Raw genomic sequence first — 23428 nt, forward strand, 5'->3', positions numbered from 1 at the left:
GTCTTTTTCTTTTTTCTTTCTCGAACTTCTTAGATAAAAGTAATATGGATGCCCTGTTGAGGGTTATACTTACTTTTTGTATTCATATATGTCGGAAAGGAGGTTCCATGATTCCCAAATACGAGGCGATAGCTGCAGATATTCGTCGAAGTATCGAGGATGGCGCTCTTAAACCGGGCGACAAGCTTCCCACCGTCGTTGAGTTCTGCGAGCTCTATAGCGTTTCCAAAATCACCGTCAAACGAGCTATCGAGCAAATCACCGAGGAAGGTCTTATTACCAGCCGGCGCGGATCGGGTACCTACGTTAAGGACACGGCGGGACTTCCCGGCCAGGCGTTTTTCCAGGGCAAAAACGACCGTGCCCAGGGCTTTTCGTATGAGCACCGCGGGGAAAAGGTGACCTCGGTGGTCTACGATTTCTCGATTGTTAATCCACCAGCGGACATCGCAGCCCAGCTGGGAATTGCCGAGGATGACTTTGCCTATCACGTCGTGCGCGTGCGTCAGGCCGATGGGAAGCCCATCGTTATCGAGTACACCTACATGCCCCTCGAGCTGATTCCGGGGCTGAAAAAGAAGGACCTGTACGGATCGGTCTACCATTTCATCCGCGAGCAATGCGGGCTGAAAATTTCGAGCTTCCACCGTACCATTCGCGCCGTGGCAGCAACCGAGGAAGAAGCCGATCGCCTGGACACCAAACCTGGCTCTCCCCTGCTCGAGCTCACCCAGATTGGCTTTTTGGACAGCGGCGCCGCCTTTGAGTATTCGGTCTCGCGCAACGTTGGCGACCGCTTTGAGTTGCACAACGTAACGTTGGCATAGGTTTTTGTAGTCATCCGGGCGCTCGCTTTGAGCTGTTTTGTGCAGCGCCCGCACAACACAATGGGGGTATGAACATGTCCGATTTGATTAAGCTGACGCCGATCTTTCACGAGAAGATCTGGGGCGGCCGCCAGCTCGAAACCGTATTTGGTTACGACATTCCCGATGGTCCCATCGGTGAGTGCTGGGCCATCTCGGCCCACCCCAACGGCGACTGCCAGATCGCTGAGGGCCCGTACGCCGGTCACACGCTGTCATGGCTGTGGGCCGAGCACCGCGAGCTCTTTGGCAACTGCGAGGGCAAGGAGTTCCCGCTGCTCATTAAAATTCTGGACGCCAAGGACGACCTTTCGATCCAGATTCATCCCAACGACGAGTACGCCGCCGAGCACGAGAACGGCAGCCTGGGTAAAACCGAGTGCTGGTACGTGCTGGATTGCGAGCCCGGCGCCACGATCATCGTCGGCCAGCGTGCTAAAGACCGCACTGAGGCCGCACAGATGATCAAGGACGGCCGCTGGGACGACATGCTCAACGTACTACCGATCCACAAGGGCGACTTTTTCCAGATTGATTCCGGTACCGTTCACGCCATCAAGGCCGGCACGCTCATTTTGGAAACGCAGCAGTCGAGCGACGTGACGTATCGTCTGTACGACTATGATCGCCCGGGCACCGACGGCAAACTGCGCCCGCTGCACATTAAGCAGAGCCTCGACTGCATCGACTTTGACGTCCAGGCCCCGGTCGATGGTACCGTGACCGCGCCCGAGGTGGACGGCGTGACCGAGCTCGAGTCCAACCCCTGCTACACCGTCGATCGCGTGCGCGTCGACGGCAGCAAGACCTTGGAGCAGCGCTGGCCCTTCATGTGTCTGTCGGTCATCGACGGCGAAGGCACCATCTGCGGCGACCCCGTCCGCAAGGGAAGCCACCTGCTGGCCCCCAGCACCGTCAGCTCCATCGACCTCGAAGGCAAGATGGAACTGATCATCAGCCACCTCTAGGTCACAACAACAACCAAAACGAAACAAGGGGCTCCCCCGTTCATCAACGGAGGAGCCCCTACTCGTATCTACATTTCAGCCCACCCGGTTCTCCAAATCAAAAAGCGGACGAGCGGAGCGGCGTTCGCAAGCAACGTTACCCAAGGACCTGGGCGGGCGTATGGGACAACATCGATCGCGAGTTCCGCACGCAAAGGAGAGCACTTAATGTGCTCTCCGTCTTGCGCAGGACTGCCCGAGCAGGCGATGTTGCCCCATACGCCCGCCCAGGTCCGCCGGGATCACGACAGTTTGACGATCGGTGCAAAACCTTTCATTAGCTTTTTGGTCTGGCCGGTCTTTTCGAATTGAACCTCGATCATGTCTCCGACGACCGAGATCACGGTACCCGTGCCAAAGGTCTTGTGGCTCACGGTATCGCCTGCGGCAAAGTCCTGCGACGCGCTAGCGCGATCGACCTTGCGCTCCACTGTCGGCGACACCTTAGATGACGGCTTTTTGGCTCGCGGCGCACCCGAACCAAAGGTCGAGGCAACACGGCCGGCGTCGGGCGAGACCCCACGATGGCGCTCGGTCCCGTAGCTGCTGCCGCCAAAGAAATCGTCAAAACTCGATCCACCGCGCGAACCGGAACCGCCGGTCGAGCGCGTATGCGAACCAAACACCTTGCCGCCGTACATATCCGAGCCCATACCCGAGCCAAACGTGCCGTGACGGTCGCCGCGTTTCTCCCAGCCCGTGCCCTCAAAACCGGCAGAACCGATGCCGCTAAACTCGATGTCCTCAAACGGAATCTCGTTGAGGAAGCGCGAGCGCGGGTTGGCAGAGGTCGAGCCGTAGGTGCGACGCGTGGCCGCATAGGTCAGGAACAGGCGCTTGCGAGCGCGCGTGATGGCGACGTAGGCCAAGCGACGCTCCTCCTCGAGCTTGCCCGGATCGTCACTACCGCCAAAGTCGTGCACGTGCGGGAAGATACCCTCCTCCATGCCGGCCACGAACACCGCCGGGAACTCCAGGCCCTTGGCGGAGTGGATGGTCATCATGGTAATGGCATGCGTCTCGCCGGCCAGGGAATCCAAGTCGGAGCGCAGGGCCAGCCACTCCATGAGTGCAGGCAGCGCTTTGCAGGTGAGCGGGCCGTAGGTGCGCTCGATCTCGTCGGCATGCACGGCACCCGCCGGCAGCTCCGTCGGCGCGGCATACGCGTTGCCCGCGATGGCGGCGGCCAGGGCATCCTGCGGAGACAGTGCCGGAGCGGCCAAGCCATCGAGCGGATTAGAGCCCGCGGCATCGCGCGCGCCAACGAGCGCCTCAAACGAAGACGCGGGCGCAGACGGACCGGGCTCGGGCGCAGGCGCGCTCAACACGACGGGCTCGGGCTCGGCGCCGGCAGGCACGTCGGCAACACCGGCTGCGCGCAGCTCTTCTAGGCTCTCGAGCGTACCCTCGATATCCTCGTGCGTCTCCTCAAATTCGGCGGCGACGCCCAGGAATTCCTGGATGTTCTCGGCGCGGCTCTCGGACTCCATGGTGCCCTCGGCGCGGAAAGCCTGCAGCAGGCCCGTCTTATCGACAATCATCTCGACGACGTCCTTGAGCTCGCCGTCCATGCGGCGACCCTCGCGCACCAGAGACACAAAGCTCGACAGGCCATTGCGCACCTTGGCGCTAAACATGCCGGTTTCGGCGCACGCGATCTCGCAAGCCTGGAAGAACGAGCAACGGTTGTCGCGCGCCAGCTGCTCAATCTTTTGGATCGAGGTGGAGCCGATGCCGCGGCGCGGCGTGTTGATGACGCGCTTGACGCTCATCTCGTCTGCCGGGTTCACAATCATCTTGAGGTAGGCCATGACGTCGCGGATCTCGGCACGGTCGAAGAATCGCGTGCCGCCCACGATCTTGTAGGGCACGCCTGCGCGCAGGAACATATCTTCGAGGATACGCGACTGGGCGTTGGTGCGGTAGAACACAGCGATATCGTCGTAACTCGTGCCCTTGGAGTGCAGCTTTTCGATCTCGCCGGCAATCCAGCGGCCCTCGTCGCGCTCATCGCTTGCCTGGAAGGCCTGGATCTTCTCGCCGTCGCCCTCGGCCGTAAACAGACGCTTGTCCTTGCGTTGCGAGTTGTGGCGCACCACGGCGTTGGCGGCGCTCAGGATATGACCCGTAGAGCGGTAGTTCTGCTCCAGCTTAACGGTCTTGCAGTTTTTAAAGTCCTTCTCAAAGTCCAGGATGTTGGTGATGTCGGCGCCGCGCCAGCTATAAATGGACTGGTCATCGTCGCCCACGACCATGAGGTTTTGGTACTTGGCGGCCAGCAGGTTGGCGATCTCGTACTGGACGTGGTTGGTGTCCTGATACTCGTCGACGCTAATGTAGCGGAAACGCTCTTGGTACTTATCGAGCACCTCGGGGCGGGTGCGCAGCAGCTCGAGCGTGCGCACGAGCAGGTCGTCGAAGTCCATAGCGTTGGCGGCGCGCAGGCGGCGTTCCAGCTCCAGGTAGACCTGCGCGGCCTTTTTGTCGTTGGGGCTGTCGGCGGATTTGAGCATGTCCTCGGGGCCGATCATGGCGTTTTTGGCCGAACTGATCTTGCTGCGGATCATATTGATGGGGAATTGCTTTTGCTCGATACCGAGCGCCTGCATAATATCGCGCACCATGCGCTTGGAATCGTCGTCATCGTAGATGGTAAACTGACCGGTGTAGCCCAGCAGATCAGCGTCCTCGCGCAGCATACGCACGCACATGGCATGGAAGGTGCACACCCACATGCCACGGGTGCCGCTGGGAATGAGCGCCGCCAGACGCTCACGCATCTCGGCCGCGGCCTTGTTGGTAAACGTGATGGCAAGGATCTGCCAGGGCTTAACACCCAGGTCGCCGAGCATATGTGCGATGCGGAAGGTCAAGACGCGGGTCTTGCCCGAGCCGGCGCCGGCAAGGACCAGCAACGGACCCTCGGTGGTCAGGACCGCCTCGCGCTGGGCGGGATTAAGGCTGTCGAGGTCGACGAGCGGCTTGGCGGGTTTGGGTGCCGGCGCGGGAGCGTCGTAGATGTCGAGCGGGACGAGCTCGGGCTCCGGCGCAGCGGGGGCGGTGTATGCATCGAGCGGCACGGGTTCCGGCGTGGGCGGCACGGGTACCGCGGCGTTCTTTTCCCAGGGCAAGGGCTGGGTCATGGGCGACTCCTCATCTGACGGACGGCGCGCCTGCGGGCGGCGCCATAGTTTGAGCCGTACCAGTATACCGAGCCGCGCGGACACCGGCGCAAATCACACCACGACTCCGTGCGCCACCGTCAGGCCCGCCCAGCGGATTTGGCGCAATGGGGTCAGGTTAGTCTGCACCACATTGGTGCAAAGAAACCTGGCCCCATTGCACCAATCACGGAGCCACCGATGTCATGGCAACGGTAGCGAGCGGCGGCCAGGGCGAACAAATTGGCATGAAAAGGGGGCGGCATAGACCTTTTGGTCATGCCGCCCCCTTCGAATGACAAGTTGTCTCCCTGGCCGCCGCGCGGCGTCAACCAAGTTACAGGCCGAGCATAGGCTCCAGAACGAAGAAGTATGCGAGCACTACGACGCCCAGGATGATGCGGTAAACACCGAAGCACTTGAAGTCGTGACGGCGGACGAAGCCCATGAGCCACTTGATGGCGATGAGCGACACCACAAAGGCCACAACGCAACCCACGCCCAGGATAGCGACCTCGTTGGCGCCGAACGTACCGCCCTTGATGAAATACTTGACCAGCTTGAGCGCACTCGCGCCAAACATGACAGGGATGGCCAGGAAGAACGTAAACTTGGACGCCACCGAACGCGTGCAGCCCAAAAGCAGGCCGCCGATGATGGTAGAACCGGAGCGAGACGTTCCAGGCACCAGCGAAAGCACCTGGAAGCAGCCGATACCCAGCGCAGTCTTCCAGCTCAGGTCCTCGAGCGTGGCGATGGAGCCAAAGTCCAGATTCTCGTCATCGTCCTCATCCTCAGCGGTAGCCGCGGCGGGCGCCGCAAAGTGCGCACCGGCGGGACGTCCACCCGACACCACAGCACGCGAACCAAACGAACCGGCAACGGCCATTTCCTCGCGCTTGCTCGCGCGCCAGTTCTCGATCACGATAAACAGCACGCCGTACACAATGAGCGCCAGCGCCACGACGGGAGCATTGTAGAAATGCTCCTCCATCCAGTCGTTAAGCGGCAGACCGATCGCCGCGGCGGGAATGCAGCCGAGCACAATCTTGCCCCACAGCACCCAGGTGTCGCGACGGCCCTCCTTGCCCTTGCTGGGCGAGAACGGATTGAGCTCATGGAAGAACAGCACACAGACGGCCAGAATGGCGCCGAGCTGAATCACGACCAGGAACATATTCCAGAACGTCTCGCTCACGTTCATCTTGACGAACTCGTCCACCAAGATCATGTGACCGGTCGACGAAACAGGCAGCCATTCGGTGATGCCCTCGACCAGGCCCATGAAGGCAGATTTTAGAAGCTCGATAATATCCAAAGGGACCCCCTCGTTAGACACCCGCCGATATTGTTCTGCGGACGGTGCGGGCGATGTCCCATTATCAACCGTTCGGGCGCGTCTACGCCTACCCTTACCAAAAAACTCGCCCGTTCACAGAATTGCGAGCGGTCAAACCCAAATCCTTGGGTATAACTGCAACAAGATAAAGTGTCCGGCGGCCAACGCGCCCGCGCCCGCCCGATGCACGAGCCCCGCGCCCGTGCGATAGACCAAGGAGGAAACCATGAACGAGGGCTACACCAAGGTATTTGTTTCACTCGACGGTACTGAGCAGCAGGATTTTGTGCTCGCACGCGCCATCAAGGTCGCCGCGAACAACGGCGCCAAGCTAATCATCGGCCACGTTATCGATTCCACGGCGCTCGAGAGCGCCGGTTCCTATCCGGTCGATCTGGTCAACGGCCTAGAGGAGGCATTTAAGAACTCCATCGCCAAGCAGCTCGAAGAGGCCAAGGCCAATCCCGATATTCCCGAGGTCGAGGTCATGATTCGCGCCGGCCGTATTCGCGAGACGCTCAAGGACGAGATGCTCGACGTGGTTAAGCCCGACCTGGTGCTCTGCGGCGCCCGCGGCCTGTCCTCGATCAAGTATGCGCTGCTGGGTTCGATTTCGACGTTCCTGCTGCGCAATACGGACTGCGACATCTTGGTCGTGAAGTAGGTTCCTTCCCGCCGGCGCAAGGCCTGCGGGGTTATCACGCCGACGTCCTCGCCGCTTCGCGGCTGCGGGATGTCGGCTTAGATAACCCCTCCCGGCCTTGCGCCTTCGTCACCGTACTTCAGCGAGTTGGCTGATAAAAAATGGCGTGCCGCCCTGGTTGGGGCGGCACGTTTTTTATGGGGCGATTCATTTAAATCCTTGCGGCTATATTCACGTTCGGGAACATAGCCGTCCGCACCGCAAGACGGCCCGCCTACTCAAAGTATTGGAACTTGTTGGTTGAGAAGGCAAACGTGACGACAAAGCCTTCACCGGGCTCAGATGCCGCGGTGACGTCGATGCCCATCTTGGAGCACAGGCGCGCCACCAGGTAGAGGCCGATGCCCGTTGCGCGCTTGGTGGTGCGGCCGTTGTCGCCGGTAAAACCCTTCTCGAACACGCGCGGCAGGTCTGCCGCACACACGCCGCAGCCGTTGTCCGCGACGGTAAGCTCGATGCGCTCGCTTGCCAGACCCTCGTCCAGCAACGCACCCGAAAACACGATCTTTGCGCCGTCCTCACGCGCATATTTAATGCTGTTCTGAATGAGCTGGCCCAGAATAAACTCGAGCCACTTCTCGTCGGTAAAGACCTCAAAGTCGAGGTTCTCGCACACCGGGGCCACGTGCGCCGCGATGAGCTCGCGCGCGTTGGCCTTAATCGCGCCCGTCACCAAGGTCTTGAGATCCCAGCGGCGAATCAGGTAGTCCCGCTCCACGACTTCCGAGCGCGCGTAGTACAGCGCCTGGTCGATATAGCGCTCCACGCGAGCCAGCTCGCGACCCAGGTCATCCACGCGCGACAGGTCGTCTTCGCTGCCGTCCAGGTTTTCCAAAATTAGATGGGCCGCCGCCAGGGGCAGCTTGGCCTCGTGGACCCAGCTCTCGATATAGTCGCGATAGTCATCGGTCTGACGCCGGCCTTCGGCAACCTCGTCGCAGGCGGCTTTGCCCACCCGGCGCAAGACCTCGTACTCGAGCTCGCCCTCGGCATAGGTCGGGCATTGCACCATCTCCTGCACCCATGCGGGACTCTCGAGCTCCTCTGCCGCACGCTCCAGCTGGCGCAGAAAACGACGACGGCGCGCGTATTCGATCACGATGCCGAGCATACCAAAGATAAAGGACACGCCAACCGCCACGACCACGATAGAAACGGGTGCACCGGCGACCGTCAGCACAAAGCAGCTCAGCAGCACGCCGCACGTCCACACGGCAACGGAAAGCAGCGCGTCTTTAAAGAACTTGGCAAACGACATAGCCGGCCCCTAGACCGAATAGCCTTGGCCGCGGTGCGTCGTCAAATACCCCTTGATGCCGATTTTTTCGAGCGTGGTGCGCAGGCGGTTGATGTTGACGGTGAGCGTATTGTCGTCCACGAAGGCGTCGGAGTCCCACAGGTCCTGCATGATGGCCGAGCGCGAGACGATCTTGCCCGCACGGCTCAGAAGCAGCGAGAGGATACGCAGCTCGTTTTTGGTGAGCTCGGTGCTGGTGCCCGTTTGTGTGTTGGTGACCATGGAGCGTGCGAGGTCGAGCTCCAGTCCCTTGTGGACGAGCGTGCTGCGCTCGCCCGCCGTCGCGGTGCGACGCAGTAGTGCGTTGATGCGCGCCACGAGCACACGGGCGCTGTAGGGCTTGGGAACAAAGTCGTCCGCACCGAGCGTCATGGCCATGACCTCGTCGATCTCGGTCGTACGCGACGTGAGGACGATGATGGGAACCTCGGATTCGCGGCGAACCTCATGGCAGATATGCTGGCCGTCCTTGACGGGAAGCGTCAGGTCGAGCAGCACCAAGTCGGGCGCGGCGGCGAGAATATCGCGCGAAACATGCTCGAACGATTCGCAGGCCTCGACCTCAAAACCGGCACGGGCAAGGATGTCGGCAAGTTCGCGACGAATGGGTTCGTCGTCCTCAACGATATAGATCAGCGCCATGGATTCCGCTCCCCTCTTGGTTGTCTTGCCCCATTATGACCGCGGAGCCGCAGGTACGTGCCACGCACGTCGCCAAGGTGACAGAACTGTTCGCGAGCGGGGGCGTTTTGTCCGCCTCGCACTCGCAGCGATGGCGGGGACCAAAATGATTTTTTAATCCCCGTCTCAGAACAATCATTTAGCGACGGGCGCGGAGCTTTTCGTAGCCTTCGGCGAAGAAGGCGACCGTCGCGGCGTCCGTCGCGGCGGCATCGGTATCGTCGGCAGGGACCACGCCGTGCTCGTCGCTCACCAGGAACAGCGCGCCCTTGAGCTGAGCGGGGATGTCTACGCGCGTGACCGGGATGCCCTTGGTCTGGGCCAGCTGCTCGATGAGCGTCGCCGTGCCGCACAGGCACTCGTCCGCTGGCGCCACAAAGGCAAGCTCGCCGTTATCGACGGCGGCGAGCAGCTCGGGCGCCACGCCGGTTTCGTCGGCCTCGGAGCGGGCCTCGGCGGAGCGGGCACGTAGCGCCTTGGCCGACGTATCGGTTAGCGGCTCGTACTCCCCCACCGTCATGGCGGCGTTGCCGTTGACGTCGATCACCAGCATGAGCACGCCGTCGCGTGCGGTGTAATCGCCCTCGGCAAGCGACCACTCAACGTGCTGCTTGGCCCAGCTGAGCATGTTATGGGTAAGCGGCTCGCCCTGCACCAAGCGCTCGGACAGTGCGCGAATGTGGCGGTTGAGCATGGGTACCTTTTTGTTGGACATGCGCCAACGGCAGACAAGCGCGGGCTTGTCGAGCGTAAACTTCTCGACCGCCTCCTGATTGGCGCAAAAGTCCTCGTACGCACGCTGATCCTCGGCATTGCCAAACAGCTCGGCATCATCAATCTGGGGCATGGTCATACCTTTCGTGTTAGTCATTCCGTCCTCTTATACCAAAAAGACGGCCCTCCAAACGGAGCAGCCGTCTTTTGCGGAGATTATTTTGTCCCAAGGCGGAACTTAGTGGCGGAAGTGGCGAGCGCCCGTAAACACCATAGCAATATTGTGCTCATTGCAGGCCTGGATGCTCTCGTCGTCGCGCTTGGAGCCGCCGGGCTGGATGATGCAGGTCACGCCGTGTGCAGCAAGAACGTCGACGTTGTCGCGGAACGGGAAGAACGCGTCGCTTGCACAGGCAAAGCCGCCCTTCTCCACGCCCTCGCGCTCGCAGAAGTCCTCGGCGCGCTCGCAGGCAAGCAGCGCAGAGTCAACGCGGTTAGGCTGACCCGGGCCCATGCCAATGCCGGCCTTGCCCTTGGAAACCAAGATGGCGTTGGACTTAACGCCCTTGCAGACCTTCCAGGCAAACTCGAGCTCGGCCATCTCGGCGTCGGTGGGCTTGCGGTCGGTGGGGAACGTAAAGGTCGCGGGATCCTCGGTCACGTGGTCGACTTCCTGCACCAGCATGCCGCCGTCGATGGAGCGCAGCTCCACCTGGGCGCCGTGGTCCACGCCGCCGGTGGCCAGCACGCGCAGGTTGGGGCGCTTGGCCATGCGCTCGAGCGCCTCGGCAGTGTAGCTCGGGGCGATGATGACCTCGACGAACTGTTTGTTCTGATCGGCAAAGTGCTCGACCAGCTCATAGGGAACCTCGCGGTTGCAGGCGATGATGCCGCCAAAGGCACTCTTGGGATCGCAGGCGAAGGCGCGGTCGTAGGCAGCCGTGATGTCCTCGGCAACGGCAGAACCGCAGGGGTTCTGGTGCTTGAGGATCACGCAGGCCGGCTCGTCGAACTCGCGGACCAGGTTCCAAGCGGCATCGGCATCCAGATAGTTGTTGTAGCTGAGCGGCTTGCCCTGGATCTGCTCGGAGCCAACGAGCGGGAACTGCGAGCTCGCGGTGTTCTCGCAGCCCTCGACAAAGCGGTAGACCGTAGCCTTCTGCTGCGGGTTCTCGCCATAGCGCAGGTCGTCGACCTTCTCCAGCGAGATCTCGAGCTTGGCAGAGGTGTCCGCCACGTCGCTTGCCTGGGCGGCAAGCCAACGGGAGATAGCCGTGTCGTAGGCGGCGGTGGTCTGGTAGACCTTCACCTGCAGGCGACGACGGGTGGAAAGCGTGGTGCAGCCACCGGTCTCGTGCATCTCGGCCAGGACGGCATCATAGTCGGCCGGGTCGGAAATGACGGTAACGCTCGTGGCGTTCTTGGCAGCAGAGCGCAGCATGGAGGGACCACCGATGTCGATGTGCTCGATGGCGTCCGCGAAGGTGACCTCGGGGTTGGCGACGGTCTTCTCGAACTCGTACAGGTTGACGACGACCAGGTCGATCAGCTTAATGCCGTGCTGAGCGGCCTCCTGCATGTGCTGCTCGGAATCGCGGCGGGCCAGCAGCGCGCCGTGAACCTTGGGGTGCAGGGTCTTAACGCGGCCGTCCATCATCTCGGGATAGCCCGTGAACTCCTCGATGGGGGTTACGGGAACGCCCGCGTCCTCGATGGCACGAGCCGTGCCGCCCGTAGAGATGATCTCGACGCCAAAGTCATCGACCAGCGTCCGTGCGAAATCGACGACGCCCGTCTTATCGGTAACCGAGATCAACGCGCGTGCGATCTTCACATCAGATCCCATGCAGTCCTCCTGTCTGGTACGCCGCCGTGCTCTGTGAGTCGGTGATACGTCGATCTGCAGCGCTCGCGCAGCGGCATTGAAAATACTGATTTAATGTAGCGCATCGAGCGCATCGATGCACCCCGCAACGGGCGCATGTGCAGAAAAAGTTTGCACGCGGAGGGGATGGGCACAGCACCGGGCACGGTGAGTTCATGGAACACAGGGGCACCATAATTAGATGCCAATGGCGTGGTAGAACTGTGCTCGATATGCATCCGCAAAAGAAAGAGGCACCATGGTCTCGCGGGTTCTCTACCGACCGTTTGATACCGAAGACTTCGACGCCATCGCGCTGATTCTGCAGCAGCTTTGGCATAACAATTCGGATAACGATGAGTACAACCGCTTTGAGGCCGCGTGCGACCTCGCCTACTGCCTTTCTTCTTCCACGTTTTCACAGGTTGCCGTAATCGACGGTCAGGCGCGTGGCATTTCGCTCGCGCGTGCGGGACAGAGCTCCGGCGCCACTATCAACGAGCATTGGATGGATACCGAACGCGCGCTGCTATCGCAGATGCGTGAGCTGGAGCCTGATGCCTGCGCCGAGTATCTCTCGTTTGTGCGCGCAACCATCCGAACCAACAACCGCCTGCTCGAGAGCAGCCCGTTGCCGCACGACAACGAGGTCACGCTGCTTGCCGTGGATCGCGATGTCCATGGCCTGGGCGTTGGCACGGTTCTGCTCGATGCCGCGGTCTCGCACCTGTCCTCGCTTGGAGCGACGAGGGCGCACCTGTACACCGACTCCAACTGCTCGTGGAAGTTCTACGAGCTGCACGGCTTTAAGCGCACGGCCACGCACCGCGCCAACCGCGAAGAGCGCCGTCACGACATGCCGCGCGAAAGCTTCCTCTACGAACTCGACCTAACAGCCTAAACCCGGCAGCCATACCTAGTCATTTAGGGATGTTCCCAGTGATTAGTCGTTGGGGACAGCCTTCGTAGGTAGCGCATAAAAATGGGATGGATCCGTCGGCAGTCGCCGGAGAAGATCCATCCCAAAAATCAGAGCGCGCTAGAACGTTCCGCCGCCGCCTCCGCCGACGCCGCCACCACCGCCACCGCCACCGGAAAAGCCGCCGCCGCTGCCGCCGCTCGAGCTATCGGAACTCGAAGCCAGCTCGCGGATGGTCTCGTGATACACATCGTTGAACGAATCGAGCGGAGACTCGTTGCCGTAGTGATGGTAATACCACCAGTAGCAGGGGTAGTTGTCGTAGAAATCGTCGCTGTTGCGCAGGTCCGCAGGCACGGCCTCGGCCAGCTGTCGCAGCACTTCTTTCGAAACGCCCAGGGCAACGCCCATCACCAGCAGCTTGTTCCACAGCACCAGATCGCCCGGGACGGCTTCCTTTAGGCGCGTGAAATCCTCGAGCCAATGCTTGAGCGCCTTGCAGCGAGCCGCCACCTCGGCGCCCTCCGGCGTGTAACGGCGGAAGGTGCAGCTCAGGACAAAGCCCACAATCGTGACGGGGATCGAGATCATAGCGGCACCGACGTTGGCGTCCGCAAAGTCGGTATAGAACAGAGAGCCAAAAATGCCAAAGACAATGATGATGCCAAGGACCAAGCCAAGCACCATGGCGACGGTGCCGTCCGATGCAATAAGCTCGCGCGCCTCCAGCTTGCCCTTAACCGTGCTCTGATAGTCCTCGAGCTTGTCGCCAACAGATTCAGTACGCTCGCTGGCATACTCCTCCAGCTCGCTAAACGTGCGCGAACGGACGCCGTCTTTATCGGGCTTAACGCCAGCGAAGAAGACCTTGAGCACGTCGCGATCGATGCCGTCCTTCTTGGCAGCCTTCCAGGCCTCGTCGGTCACTGTGATGCGATACGTCTGCTCCTCTTTTTCGCGACGGAGCAGACCCTTCTTCTTGGTCTCGGTCGCTTCCTCCAGCTTGATCACGCGGTCGTCGGTCAGCTTCATCAGTGTGGCGATATATGCCTGATCGGGCACGTCGTTCCAGCTCATAAGAGCTGCAAGCACCGCGGGATGGTCGGCCGAGGGCACATCGCGGAAGTACTCGTCCTGGAAGAGTGACTTGGGCTTGGGCCTGCGCAGCTTGAGCATCACGATCACACCGGTATAGGCAACCGCCACAACAACACACACCACGGCAATCGCGCTGGCAACCGCACGCGCGTGCTCACGGCGGGCGTTAGCTTCGTCGGCCCATTCCTTCTCTTCGCTCAGGATCGTTGACATGCGCTCTTCGCTCGAGGCGGCGAGCTGCGGCACCCAGTCGCTGGGGAAAGCGATGCGTGCCTCGGCGAATTCGCCCTGATGCACACAGGGAATGGTATAGGTGACCATGGGTTCGTCCGCATCGAGCGATACATCGCCCGTCAGCGGGCCGTGGCCCCATGCGCGGAAGTTATCGCCCTTGACGGCCGCCGTCCCGGCAGCGGCATTTGCGAAGCGCACTTCCATCTCGACATCGTCGGAATCCGCAGACCAGCCGTCGCCCACGAACTTCCAGTAGAGCTCGGCGGTATCGGCCCAGTTCATAACCGCACCGGTCATGGTGTAGCTCACGTAATAGATCGCGCTGTCGCCGCTCTCGTGGGGGCTGAACACCTTAATCCTTACGCCGTCACCGGTCTGCTCGACCGTGTAGACGCCAGAGTCGCCCTTGTTCGCGCTATCGACTTTGTTAAACGCGGTGTCCTCTTCCTCGACACTCAGCACGTCGACGCCCGCCGTGCCGCCCTGCTGGTTGGTGCCCGTATTGATCTCCCAAAACACGCCGTTGATGTCGTCGTCGAAATCAAACTGGCGTCCCTCGACAACGGTCAGCGATCCATCGGCCTCAACCGTGGCACTGATATAGGTTTGGGTCATGGAATAACCGTCGGCGTGTGCGGCGGCGGGCAGTAGCAGCAATGCAAGCGCGACGAGTGCGCAGACGGAAGCAAATCGCGCAAACAGGCGGCGCTGCCGACAGGTTTTGGCAACGGGGTCGTTCATGGGCACATCCTTTGTCTGTGATACCAGCAACGCCATTGTCCCACGTTTACGGGCGCACATGACGAACATCTAGGCCAGCGGAGTATCAAACGGGACGAAAGTCACGCCCGCGGCCGGCACCTGGGGACGTTCCTTATCTGCCGGCAATCTGGGACACTCCTTGGCATGGCCTGCGCCAGCAATAGATACCACTTCACAGCTCTGTCACAGGTGTAGCGGCTTTGTGTGGGTGCGGCACGCGCTGATTGAGCCGCCAGCCGAGGGGCATAAAGCAGTTGAGCGAAAACGGTTTGCCCCTTTGCCGTTCGCTCGAGGATCATGTCCCCCTTTTCCGCGGAAACCCCGGCAGTTGCGAAGAGCTGCCGGGGTTTCTGTCGTTTGTGAGGCTAAGTCGGTACGCAGCGATCGAGACCTTGAGCCGCAAACCCACCGTGCGCAATGCGCACCGCCGCCAACTTGTGAGCGCGGCAACGCCTTCCCTGCCAAGCCCCGCGCTATACTCGTCCGCATGGATATCAAAACACGCAACATAGCAACGCCCGCCGCGGACGCGGGGGCGACGCCACCCGCCTCCGCCCCCGCGCCCGTCGTGGGCCGTTTCGCCCCGTCGCCCTCGGGCCGCATGCACCTGGGCAACGTGTTCAGCTGCCTGTGCTCGTGGCTTTCGGCCCGCAGCCAGGGCGGCAGCATCGTGCTGCGCATCGAGGACCTGGACGATCGCTGCAAGCGCCCGGAACTTGCCGCTCAACTGATTGACGATCTGACCTGGCTGGGGCTCGAGTGGGACGAAGGCCCCTACTACCAGCACGATCGCCTGGATCTGTACGAGGACGCCCTGCGCCAGCTGCAAGACGCCGGCCTCACCTATCCCTGTTTTTGCACGCGTGCCGAACTCCACGCCGCGAGCGCGCCGCACGCCAGCGACGGCACGCCCATCTACCGCGGCGCCTGCAGAGGTCTTTCTGCTGATGAAATCACCCGCCGCAGTGCCCTGCGTGCTCCGGCCACGCGCCTGCGCGTGCCCACCGTCGACGACCTCGCCAGCGACGTGATCGAATTCGTGGACCGCACGTACGGAGCCCAATGCGAAGCACTCGCCACCGAGTGCGGTGACTTTTTGGTGCGCCGCAGCGACGGCGTGTTTGCCTATCAGCTGGCCGTGGTGGTCGACGACGCTGCCATGGGCGTCACCGAGATCGTACGCGGATGCGACCTGCTTGGTTCCACGCCGCGCCAGATCTATCTGCAACATCTGCTGGGACTGCCCACGCCGCACTACGCGCACATTCCGCTGCTCATGTCACCGGACGGCCGCCGCCTTTCCAAGCGCGATCGCGATCTGGACCTGGGCGAGCTCCGCACCCGCTTTGGCACACCCGAGGCACTGTTGGGATGGCTCGCCGGGCAAACAGGCATCGCGCCGGACACCACGCCGCGTACCGCCGAGCAGCTGGTCGAGCACTTTAGCTGGGACGTCATCCGCGCGCATCGGGAGAACATCACTGTAACGGTCGAGTAGCCAGCCACCCCGCCTCTACGCAACATCCCAGGGCTGGAGTTCGTCGCCCAAGCGAACGATGCAGTCGTAGAGCACGGTGTGACGCTCGGCCGGGTTGGTATCCCGATGAAAATGCCCGTAGTACCAGCGCTTGTAGTCCAAGCGGTCTTCCAGCTCATCGAAAAATGCCGTAAGCCGATCAACGGAGGGGCAATTCCAGCCGGACGCTGGATAAAGCGTGGACGAAAGCATGCGCGTAGAGCAGGTGTGAGTGATCACGTAGTCGACCGTCCAGCCCACGCTGTCGAGCTTTGCCCGCGCCTCCTCAAAGTTGCGCTCGTCCGGCAGCTCCTGCGGCCACCAGCTGGAATACGGAATGCGGTATTCCTTGTCCACGCTCGTGGCGCCGCCCATGGTAAAGACCGTTGAGCCGTCGAGCTCAAAAACCTCGCCGCGCGTCAGGCGCCGTATGGGAGAGGTGTCCGACAGGCGCTGCGTCAGCCCACCGTGCCACAACTCCATGGGGCGCTCCGCCCAGTGATCGAAACGCTCGTGGTTGCCGTCGACAAACAGCACGGTATAGGGACGCGATTCCAGCCAAGCGATGTCGGCACATTCTTCGGCAGAGAAATCCCACGGAAAGCCAAAGTCGCCGGCGATAATCAGATAGTCGTCGCTCGTCAGACTATCCCCAAGGTCCCAGTCGCGCAGCTTTTGCATGTCGACGCCGCCGTGAATATCGCCCGTCACATAGACCGTCATCTGATCACCACTTCCCTGTAAGTCGCTAGCCCGCATTCTGCACGATCACTAAGCCAACCGTTCCAGCCCCTTAGGGCTTACCCCTCGTTCTTCCATCCAAACGGGTCAAGCACCCAAAAAACCAGATCGAGCACGCCGCCGGTCATCATGGCGCCGGCAAGGGCCATGCAAACGTGCAGAGAGACGGCACTTCGGAGCACGTCGAACGGCCCCAGAACAGCCAGCAGCGCAACCGCTGTGCCGGCAAGGCACAACGCGAGGCACGGCCACGCGTCCTTGACGCACTTCTTTGCGAGATGCTTGGTGTTGTCACTCATCGGTATCGAACTCCTTAGAGGGTCGTTGTTCAGACGCATGCCGCCGCGGCAGAGCGGGGCGGCAGGGTAAGTGTCACATGCTGTGCGGACATCAATGGAGAAACCGCCTGCTCGACCAACCTTTGACGCCGTTTTGCACCGGCACCACATCCCCCGCTATCGAGGTCTAATACTTTTCCCACCGCTACCCAAAAACTCATCCAACGTTAATCTTGGCTCAAGAATCGCTTAATCTATAACCTGCACTATAGAGTTCGACCAAGGGCGGGGCGGCGCCGCGCAACGCAGGCCGCCGAACGCAACGCTCGCGCCCGGGCAGATCGCCCGGCGTCGCGCCCATCGAACGAAAGGACAGGTCATGGACGACCTCGAAAAAGTTGAAACCATCCGCACCAAGTGCAACGTGAGCTACACCGATGCCAAAGCCGCGCTCGACGCCGCCGACGGCAACGTTTTGGACGCCATCATTTGGCTCGAGTCGCAAGGCAAGACCCAGACCACGTCGGCGCACGCCGCCACCGAGTCCGCGCCGGTCGACGAACCCTCGGCCGAGATGGTCGCCGCGCAGGCCGCCTACGAGAAGTCGAGCGAAAAGACCGACTTCTCCAAGAAGATGGACAGCGTGTGGGAGTACCTCAAAAAGCTCTTCCGCCTGAGCCTGGACACCAAGTTTATCGCCACGCGCCGCGATGCAATCATCCTCAACATCCCCATCCTGATCCCCATCATCGCCCTGTTTGCCTGGGGCGCCACGATATGGCTGATGCTGATCGGCCTGTTCTTTGGCATGCGTTACCGCATCGATAGCGACGGCGACGTGCCCGGCAGCATCAACAACCTTATGGATCACGCCGCCGACGCCGCGGACGACATCAAGCAAAATCTGAACGACGACAAGTAATCGCAAACGGGGGCACGCATGGCACGGATCCTGATCGTAGAGGACGAGGAGAAAATCGCCCGCTTTGTGACGCTCGAGCTGGAGCACGAGGGCTACCAGGTGGAACACGCCGCCGATGGCCGCACCGCCGTGGACCTGGCGCTGGAGCGCAACTACGATCTTATTCTGCTCGATGTGCTGTTGCCGCAGCTCAACGGCATGGAGGTCCTGCGGCGCGTCCGCAAGCACAAGGACGTGCCGGTGATTATGGTCACCGCGCGCGATGCCGTGATGGACAAGGTGGCCGGGCTCGATGCCGGCGCCGACGATTACCTGACCAAGCCGTTTGCGATTGAGGAGCTGTTCGCACGGATCCGCGTGGCGTTGAAGCGCTCGGAGGCCGTGCGGGCGGCTTCGGGCGTTGGCGGCATCGGGACGGGCGCGGCAGGCGGCACGGGTGTCGGCGCCACTGCGATGCCCCCGGTCAGTGACTCGACCCAGGTTTCCGCCTCGCTCTCCCCCGCCACGCTCGCCGTGGGCTCGGTTGCGCTCGACCCCGACCGCCGCGAAGTCACGGTCGGCGGCTCGCCCATTGCGCTCACGGCCCGCGAGTTCGATGTCCTCGCCCTGCTTATGGCGCATGCCGAGACCGTGCTCACGCGCGAACGCATCGCGCACGAAGCGCTGGGCTACGAATACATGGGCGACACCAACAACGTCGACGTGCACATCGCGCATCTACGCGCCAAGATCGAGGACGCCGGCGGCGCCCGCATCATCCAGACCGTGCGCGGGGTGGGCTATGTCTGCCGCGCGTAACGCCGAGGCCAAGCGCGTCACCTCCATCGCCCGCGCCATCAACTGGAGCTATATGTGGCGCCGCCTGATGAGCTACGTCTGGCTCGATCTGTTGCTGGTGGTGATTGCGGCGGCGATCCTCGTCTATGGATACAACCAGACACTGCCCGACAGCGCGTTTACCGCAGGATGGATCCCCGGCGCCACCGTTCGCGGCATGTCGCTGAAGCCCGCGCGCGGCTGGGACCTGACAACGCTCACCTATACCGTCGAGCTTGCGCGTACCACCAAGACCTTCCCCCTCGCGCAGGACCTCATCGCACTTTGGCCCCTCTATATCGTTGTTGTAGGTTGGCAGGTCATCAGCATGCTCGATATGCTCGGCGGCGCTCGCCGTGTGCGCCGCACCATGGCGCCGCTCAACGACCTGGCCCTGCGCGTGGACGAGCTCGGCCGCATGCAGCTCTCCGGCGGCAAGATGGAAACGCTGGAGCAAGCCATCGAGCGCGCGAGCGTCGACTCGCCGAGCGTCACCACCGGCGACGCCGACCTGGCAAGTATCGAGGTCGCACTCAACCGCCTGCTGCGCCAGATGCAAGAGGCCAAGCTGCAGCAGATGCGCTTTGTCAACGATGCAAGCCACGAGCTGCGCACGCCCATCGCGGTGATTCAGGGCTACGTGAACATGCTCGACCGCTGGGGCAAAGACGACCCGGACGTGCTGGCGGAATCCATCGCGTCCCTCAAGGCCGAAAGCGAGCACATGCAGGAGCTCGTGGAGCAGCTGCTGTTTTTGGCGCGCGGCGATGCCGGGCGCACGGTCCTGCGGCGTGCGCATACCAACCTGGCTGCACTGGTCGGCGAGGTTTGCGAAGAATCGCAGATGATCGATGCCGGGCACACGTATCGGCTGGCCTTTGACGCTGCGCTTATCAGCGACCCGCGCTGCGACGCGTCCGTCGATGTCGCGCTCGTGAAGCAGGCTCTGCGCGTGATCGTGCAAAACGCCGCCAAGTATTCGGACGCGGGCACGCCCATCTCGTTTGGCGTAGCGCCGGATGCGGGCGCGGGCACGATCGACATAAGCGTTGAGGACGAGGGCATCGGCATGAACCAGGAATCCGCAGCTCACGCGTTCGAGCGGTTCTACCGCGCCGACAACGCGCGCGATGCCGGAGCGCAGGGCTCGGGCCTGGGGCTCGCCATCGCCAAGTGGATCGTCGATAGCCACGGCGGCGTCATCGGCGTGACCTCGGTCGAGGGCGTCGGCAGCCGCTTTACGATTCGCCTGCCGCGGTAGGAAGCCCCTCGGCATAAATAAAGGGATAGGGCCACGCAGCCCTATCCCTTTTTGCTAGCTATGACAGCTTGTGCGCTACTCGCGGCACAGGTGCACGGCGAAGCCGGCGAACTCGCGCTTAAAGTACACGAGCTTGGTACCACCGTCGGGTAGCAGCGCGCGCGACTCCTCGTTGACCTCGAGCCCGCGCTCGGCAAACCACTTCTCAGCTGCATCGATGTCGTTAACGGCAAAGCCGATGTGGCCTTTGGTGCCACGACCGTTCTGCTTCATGACCTCGACCAGCGAATCGTTGAAGTACGAAACCGGGGTCTCGATAACAGGCAGGCCCATCATCGTCGAGAACAGCTCCGCGATCTCCAGGGCGTCTGCCGGGTCGGCGGCGTTAATGCCCACATGGGCAACGCGCATGCCAAAGAGCTCGACCGGGTTGACGTTCTGCTCACTCATACAGGCAGTGCCTACTGAGCCATGACGTCGAGAACGGCCTTCTCGGCAGCGACGCGGTTCATGCCGGTCATGAAGGGCACGCCGCTCACGTACGGGCAGGTGAGGCCTTCGGGGGCAACGGTGGTGGCGATCAGCAGGTCGGCGCCCTCGTCGCAGTAGTCCTTGGCCTCGGAGATGGCGCACTGCACGATCTCGTACTTGTCGGCGTAACCGTTGGCGTCGAGCAAGGTGGCGACCTTCTGGGCAACGAGTGTGGAAGTAGCAGCGCCAGCACCGCAAGCCAAAACGATCTTCTTCATAGGTAATGTCTCCCTTCATGGTTTTCTTTAGGTAAGTGTACCGCAGCGAGCGATGGCACTCAGCCTCGATGAGCTTTTATGCCAGTTTGCTTGCACGCTGCGTATAATACATCTAGTACGTGTTGTCATACCGCTCGCTTTAAGAGCGACTAAGGACTCTGAAATGCCCGATTCCCGCACCCTCTGGACCGCCGTCGTTATCATCTGCATCGCCGTGTCGGTGTTCTTTAGCGTCAAAAAACGCACCACGTTCAAGCGTCTGCAGCAGTTGATGGCCGCCAAGCAGTGGGACGAGTTCGATCGTTTGCTCGACGGCAAACTCACCAGCATGCTGTACCCACGCTACAACCGCGACTACCTGCGCCTGAACTCCTATCTGCTGCGCGAGGACCACGAGCGTGCCAGCGAGATGTTCGACCTGCTGCTGGGGCTCAACCTCCCCAAGATGCAGCGCGTCGACCTGGTGATCAAAGCCTTTAACTACTATGTTGGCCAGGAGGACCGCAAAAAGTCCAAGGAGTTACTGCACGAGATCAAGGGCTTTGAGGGCGGTCAGGCCGAGGCAGTTGCGCACGAGTGCCAGCTGATGTACGACACGATGATCCTCAAGCGCCACAACGACATTCCCGAGCTGGAGCGCATGCTCGAGGATGTCGGCGACGACCCGGTCAAGCGCTGCCGCTTGGAGTACCTGCTGGCCCTGCAGTACCAGAACAAGGGCGACGAAGCCAAGTTCCAGGAGTTCCTGGAGAAGTCGGGCCAACACTCGATGGCCGTCAACGCGTAACGGACGGCTTGTGCTAGACTTCTAGTCTCACGGGGGCGTGGCGGAATTGGCATACGCAGGAGACTTAAAATCTCTCGCCGCAAGGATTGTGGGTTCGAGTCCCACCGCCCCTACCATATGATTGCTTGCGAGCCCGTGTTCCCCAGGGATGCGGGCTCGTTTCTTTTGGACGCCGTCAACTGCAGAGCAGCTCATTTGGGACGGGGCTTTTTTGACTACTTTTTCCGCCCACCCAATGAGTTTCCTACCACATTTTCCGATGGAAAAACGTGGTTGTCTCGCACATTTTCCGATGGAAAAACGTGGTTGTCTCGCACATTTTCCGATGGAAACACCCAAATGGCCTTATACTAACCGAGAGGGTTGGGAGGCAATATGCAGCGACAGCTTATGAGCGAACTTATCGCTTGGAAATCAAGGACGAATCGCAAACCTCTCTTGCTTAAGGGAGCCCGCCAGACAGGAAAGACTTGGCTTCTTAACGAATTCGCAAGCCAGCAGTATCGAAACGTCATTCGTTTTGACTTTATGCTCGAGCCGAGCACACGCTCGCTGTTCGATGGGGACCTCGACCCCAAGCGCATCATCTCCCAGATAGAACTCCTACGTGGCCAAACTGTAACGCCAGCAGACACGCTCATCATCTTCGACGAGATCCAAGAGGCCCCGCGCGGGATCACCTCGCTCAAGTACTTCAACGAGCTTGCACCCGAATACCACATCGTAGCAGCCGGTTCCTATATGGGCCTCGCGCTCCGACGCGAAAACGAGTCATTTCCCGTCGGCAAAATCGACCAGCTCACCATGCGTCCCATGGGGTTCGCCGAGTTCGTTCGTGCCGTCGACGGCGACCCGCTCGCCGACGCCATCCTTGCCGCAGACATGAACCTTCTAGCAAACGTTACCGAAAAGCTCGAACACTTGCTCAAGGAATACCTTGTTGTCGGCGGTATGCCCGAAGTTGTCTCCGCTTTCGCCGAGACACGCGACTTCATCGAAGCCCGAAGGCTTCAGCAGCAAATCATCGAGGCTTACGAATCCGATTTTGGCAAACATGCACCCGCCCGCATCGTCGAGCGCATGAGGTTGGTTTGGAAATCCCTTCCCGGCCAGCTTGCAAAGGAGAACAAGAAGTTTGTCTATGGCGCCCTTCGCCCCGGAGCGCGCGCACGCGATTTCGAGGAAAGCCTCCAGTGGCTCACGGACTACGGAATCGTTCATAAGGTGCCACGTGTTTCCGCTCTAAAGGCGCCGCTCTCGAGCTACGAAGACCTCTCGGGCTTCAAACTGTTCTGCATCGACACCGGCATCCTCGGAGCGCTCTCCGGTCTCTCTCCGGCCGTCGTTCTTAACGGATCCGCTGTTTTTACCGAGTTCAAAGGTTCGCTGACCGAACAATACGTCGCGCAAGAGCTCTTGCTCCAGGACAAAACTCCCGCGTATTGGTCCTCTACCTCCGGCAATGCCGAAACCGACTTTGCCATCGACCATGCGGGAACCGTGCTTCCGCTTGAGGTCAAGGCGGCAGAGAACCTTAAAGCGAAGAGTCTGAAAATAGCCTGCGAAAAATTCAAACTCGAGCGTTGCGTGAGGAGCTCCCTGGCGGCATATAGAGACGAGGGCATGCTCATCAATATTCCGCTTTGGGAGATTGGGCAGATCGACAAGCTGGCATAGGCGCTGTGGGGACGCCCCGCAAGGACTGTCCCCAGG

21 protein-coding genes and 1 tRNA gene are annotated in these 23428 nt (G+C 61.2%); 11 read left to right on the forward strand and 11 right to left on the reverse strand.

The genetic code is table 11. The features are described 5' to 3' along the window. Positions 1–107: 107 nt before the first annotated feature. Complete coding sequence (locus tag I2F59_RS06135; protein WP_195503574.1) at positions 108–827, forward strand: GntR family transcriptional regulator; 720 nt, start codon at positions 108–110, stop codon at positions 825–827. Positions 828–895: 68 nt separating this feature from the next. Next, positions 896–1834 carry a type I phosphomannose isomerase catalytic subunit gene (locus tag I2F59_RS06140; protein WP_195503575.1) on the forward strand — a complete coding sequence of 313 codons (939 nt, stop codon included), beginning with the start codon at positions 896–898 and terminating at the stop codon, positions 1832–1834. 281 nt (positions 1835–2115) lie between these two features. On the opposite strand, the gene I2F59_RS06145 is transcribed toward I2F59_RS06140, so the two are convergent. After that, positions 2116–5016, reverse strand: a complete 2901-nt coding sequence (locus I2F59_RS06145; protein WP_195503576.1) for an ATP-dependent helicase — start codon at positions 5014–5016, stop codon at positions 2116–2118. A gap of 355 nt (positions 5017–5371) precedes the next feature. Then, positions 5372–6352, reverse strand: a complete 981-nt coding sequence (locus I2F59_RS06150; RefSeq protein ID WP_117746102.1) for an undecaprenyl-diphosphate phosphatase — start codon at positions 6350–6352, stop codon at positions 5372–5374. 247 nt (positions 6353–6599) lie between these two features. On the opposite strand from I2F59_RS06150, the gene I2F59_RS06155 reads away from it, so the two are divergent. Further along, entirely contained in the window at positions 6600–7037 is a 438-nt protein-coding gene (locus I2F59_RS06155; RefSeq protein ID WP_006235921.1) for a universal stress protein, read from the forward strand. Positions 7038–7290: 253 nt separating this feature from the next. On the opposite strand, the gene I2F59_RS06160 is transcribed toward I2F59_RS06155, so the two are convergent. From I2F59_RS06160 to purH, 4 genes are all read right to left on the reverse strand, one after another. Next, positions 7291–8334 carry a sensor histidine kinase gene (locus I2F59_RS06160; protein WP_195503577.1) on the reverse strand — a complete coding sequence of 348 codons (1044 nt, stop codon included), beginning with the start codon at positions 8332–8334 and terminating at the stop codon, positions 7291–7293. 9 nt (positions 8335–8343) lie between these two features. After that, positions 8344–9015, reverse strand: a complete 672-nt coding sequence (locus I2F59_RS06165) for a response regulator transcription factor (protein ID WP_118206245.1) — start codon at positions 9013–9015, stop codon at positions 8344–8346. Positions 9016–9193: 178 nt separating this feature from the next. Then, positions 9194–9925: a hypothetical protein gene (locus I2F59_RS06170; protein WP_195503578.1), complete on the reverse strand. Its 732-nt coding sequence runs from the start codon at positions 9923–9925 to the stop codon at positions 9194–9196. 81 nt (positions 9926–10006) lie between these two features. Further along, a complete protein-coding gene (gene purH / locus I2F59_RS06175; protein ID WP_195503579.1) occupies positions 10007–11614 on the reverse strand; it encodes a bifunctional phosphoribosylaminoimidazolecarboxamide formyltransferase/IMP cyclohydrolase in 1608 nt (535 codons plus the stop codon). A 277-nt stretch (positions 11615–11891) separates the two neighbouring features. On the opposite strand from purH, the gene I2F59_RS06180 reads away from it, so the two are divergent. Next, entirely contained in the window at positions 11892–12533 is a 642-nt protein-coding gene (locus I2F59_RS06180) for a GNAT family N-acetyltransferase (protein WP_195503580.1), read from the forward strand. Positions 12534–12671: 138 nt separating this feature from the next. On the opposite strand, the gene I2F59_RS06185 is transcribed toward I2F59_RS06180, so the two are convergent. After that, positions 12672–14624: a DUF2207 domain-containing protein gene (locus tag I2F59_RS06185; protein WP_195503581.1), complete on the reverse strand. Its 1953-nt coding sequence runs from the start codon at positions 14622–14624 to the stop codon at positions 12672–12674. A gap of 508 nt (positions 14625–15132) precedes the next feature. Between I2F59_RS06185 and gluQRS the strand changes: the two genes are divergently transcribed. Further along, a complete protein-coding gene (gluQRS, locus tag I2F59_RS06190; protein WP_267473363.1) occupies positions 15133–16143 on the forward strand; it encodes a tRNA glutamyl-Q(34) synthetase GluQRS in 1011 nt (336 codons plus the stop codon). A 15-nt stretch (positions 16144–16158) separates the two neighbouring features. Here the strand turns inward: gluQRS and I2F59_RS06195 are convergent, their stop codons facing one another. Together I2F59_RS06195 and I2F59_RS06200 are read right to left on the reverse strand one after the other, a co-directional pair. After that, complete coding sequence (locus I2F59_RS06195) at positions 16159–16884, reverse strand: metallophosphoesterase (protein WP_195503582.1); 726 nt, start codon at positions 16882–16884, stop codon at positions 16159–16161. Between the two features lie 77 nt (positions 16885–16961). Then, entirely contained in the window at positions 16962–17201 is a 240-nt protein-coding gene (locus tag I2F59_RS06200) for a hypothetical protein (RefSeq protein WP_195503583.1), read from the reverse strand. A 358-nt stretch (positions 17202–17559) separates the two neighbouring features. On the opposite strand from I2F59_RS06200, the gene I2F59_RS06205 reads away from it, so the two are divergent. From I2F59_RS06205 to I2F59_RS06215, 3 genes are read left to right on the forward strand one after another with little or no spacing between them, the layout of a single operon-like run. Then, positions 17560–18102, forward strand: coding sequence for a UBA domain-containing protein (locus I2F59_RS06205; RefSeq protein ID WP_161144563.1), 543 nt, complete (start codon positions 17560–17562; stop codon positions 18100–18102). 18 nt (positions 18103–18120) lie between these two features. Beyond that, positions 18121–18900 (forward strand): response regulator transcription factor, encoded by a 780-nt coding sequence (locus I2F59_RS06210; RefSeq protein ID WP_006235907.1) that lies wholly within the window; start codon positions 18121–18123, stop codon positions 18898–18900. Next, on the forward strand, positions 18884–20179 hold the full coding sequence (locus I2F59_RS06215) for a sensor histidine kinase (RefSeq protein WP_138113387.1): 1296 nt from the start codon (positions 18884–18886) through the stop codon (positions 20177–20179). Before I2F59_RS06210 ends, I2F59_RS06215 begins: the two co-directional genes overlap by 17 nt. 75 nt (positions 20180–20254) lie before the next feature. On the opposite strand, the gene I2F59_RS06220 is transcribed toward I2F59_RS06215, so the two are convergent. Next, complete coding sequence (locus I2F59_RS06220; protein ID WP_138113389.1) at positions 20255–20629, reverse strand: VOC family protein; 375 nt, start codon at positions 20627–20629, stop codon at positions 20255–20257. Between the two features lie 11 nt (positions 20630–20640). Next, positions 20641–20928: a PTS sugar transporter subunit IIB gene (locus tag I2F59_RS06225; protein ID WP_006235903.1), complete on the reverse strand. Its 288-nt coding sequence runs from the start codon at positions 20926–20928 to the stop codon at positions 20641–20643. 163 nt (positions 20929–21091) lie between these two features. On the opposite strand from I2F59_RS06225, the gene I2F59_RS06230 reads away from it, so the two are divergent. The 3 genes from I2F59_RS06230 to I2F59_RS06240 all read left to right on the forward strand — a co-directional run bounded on the left by I2F59_RS06230 (position 21092) and on the right by I2F59_RS06240 (position 23392). Beyond that, positions 21092–21715 carry a hypothetical protein gene (locus I2F59_RS06230; protein ID WP_006235902.1) on the forward strand — a complete coding sequence of 208 codons (624 nt, stop codon included), beginning with the start codon at positions 21092–21094 and terminating at the stop codon, positions 21713–21715. A 31-nt stretch (positions 21716–21746) separates the two neighbouring features. Continuing rightward, positions 21747–21831: transfer RNA gene (locus tag I2F59_RS06235), tRNA-Leu, on the forward strand. Positions 21832–22090: 259 nt separating this feature from the next. Continuing rightward, positions 22091–23392 carry an ATP-binding protein gene (locus I2F59_RS06240; RefSeq protein WP_055285567.1) on the forward strand — a complete coding sequence of 434 codons (1302 nt, stop codon included), beginning with the start codon at positions 22091–22093 and terminating at the stop codon, positions 23390–23392. The last annotated feature ends 36 nt before the right edge of the window (positions 23393–23428 follow it).

It is taken from the genome of Collinsella aerofaciens (assembly GCF_015556945.1).
In the GTDB taxonomy this organism is placed as follows: Bacteria; Actinomycetota; Coriobacteriia; order Coriobacteriales; family Coriobacteriaceae; genus Collinsella; species Collinsella aerofaciens_AO.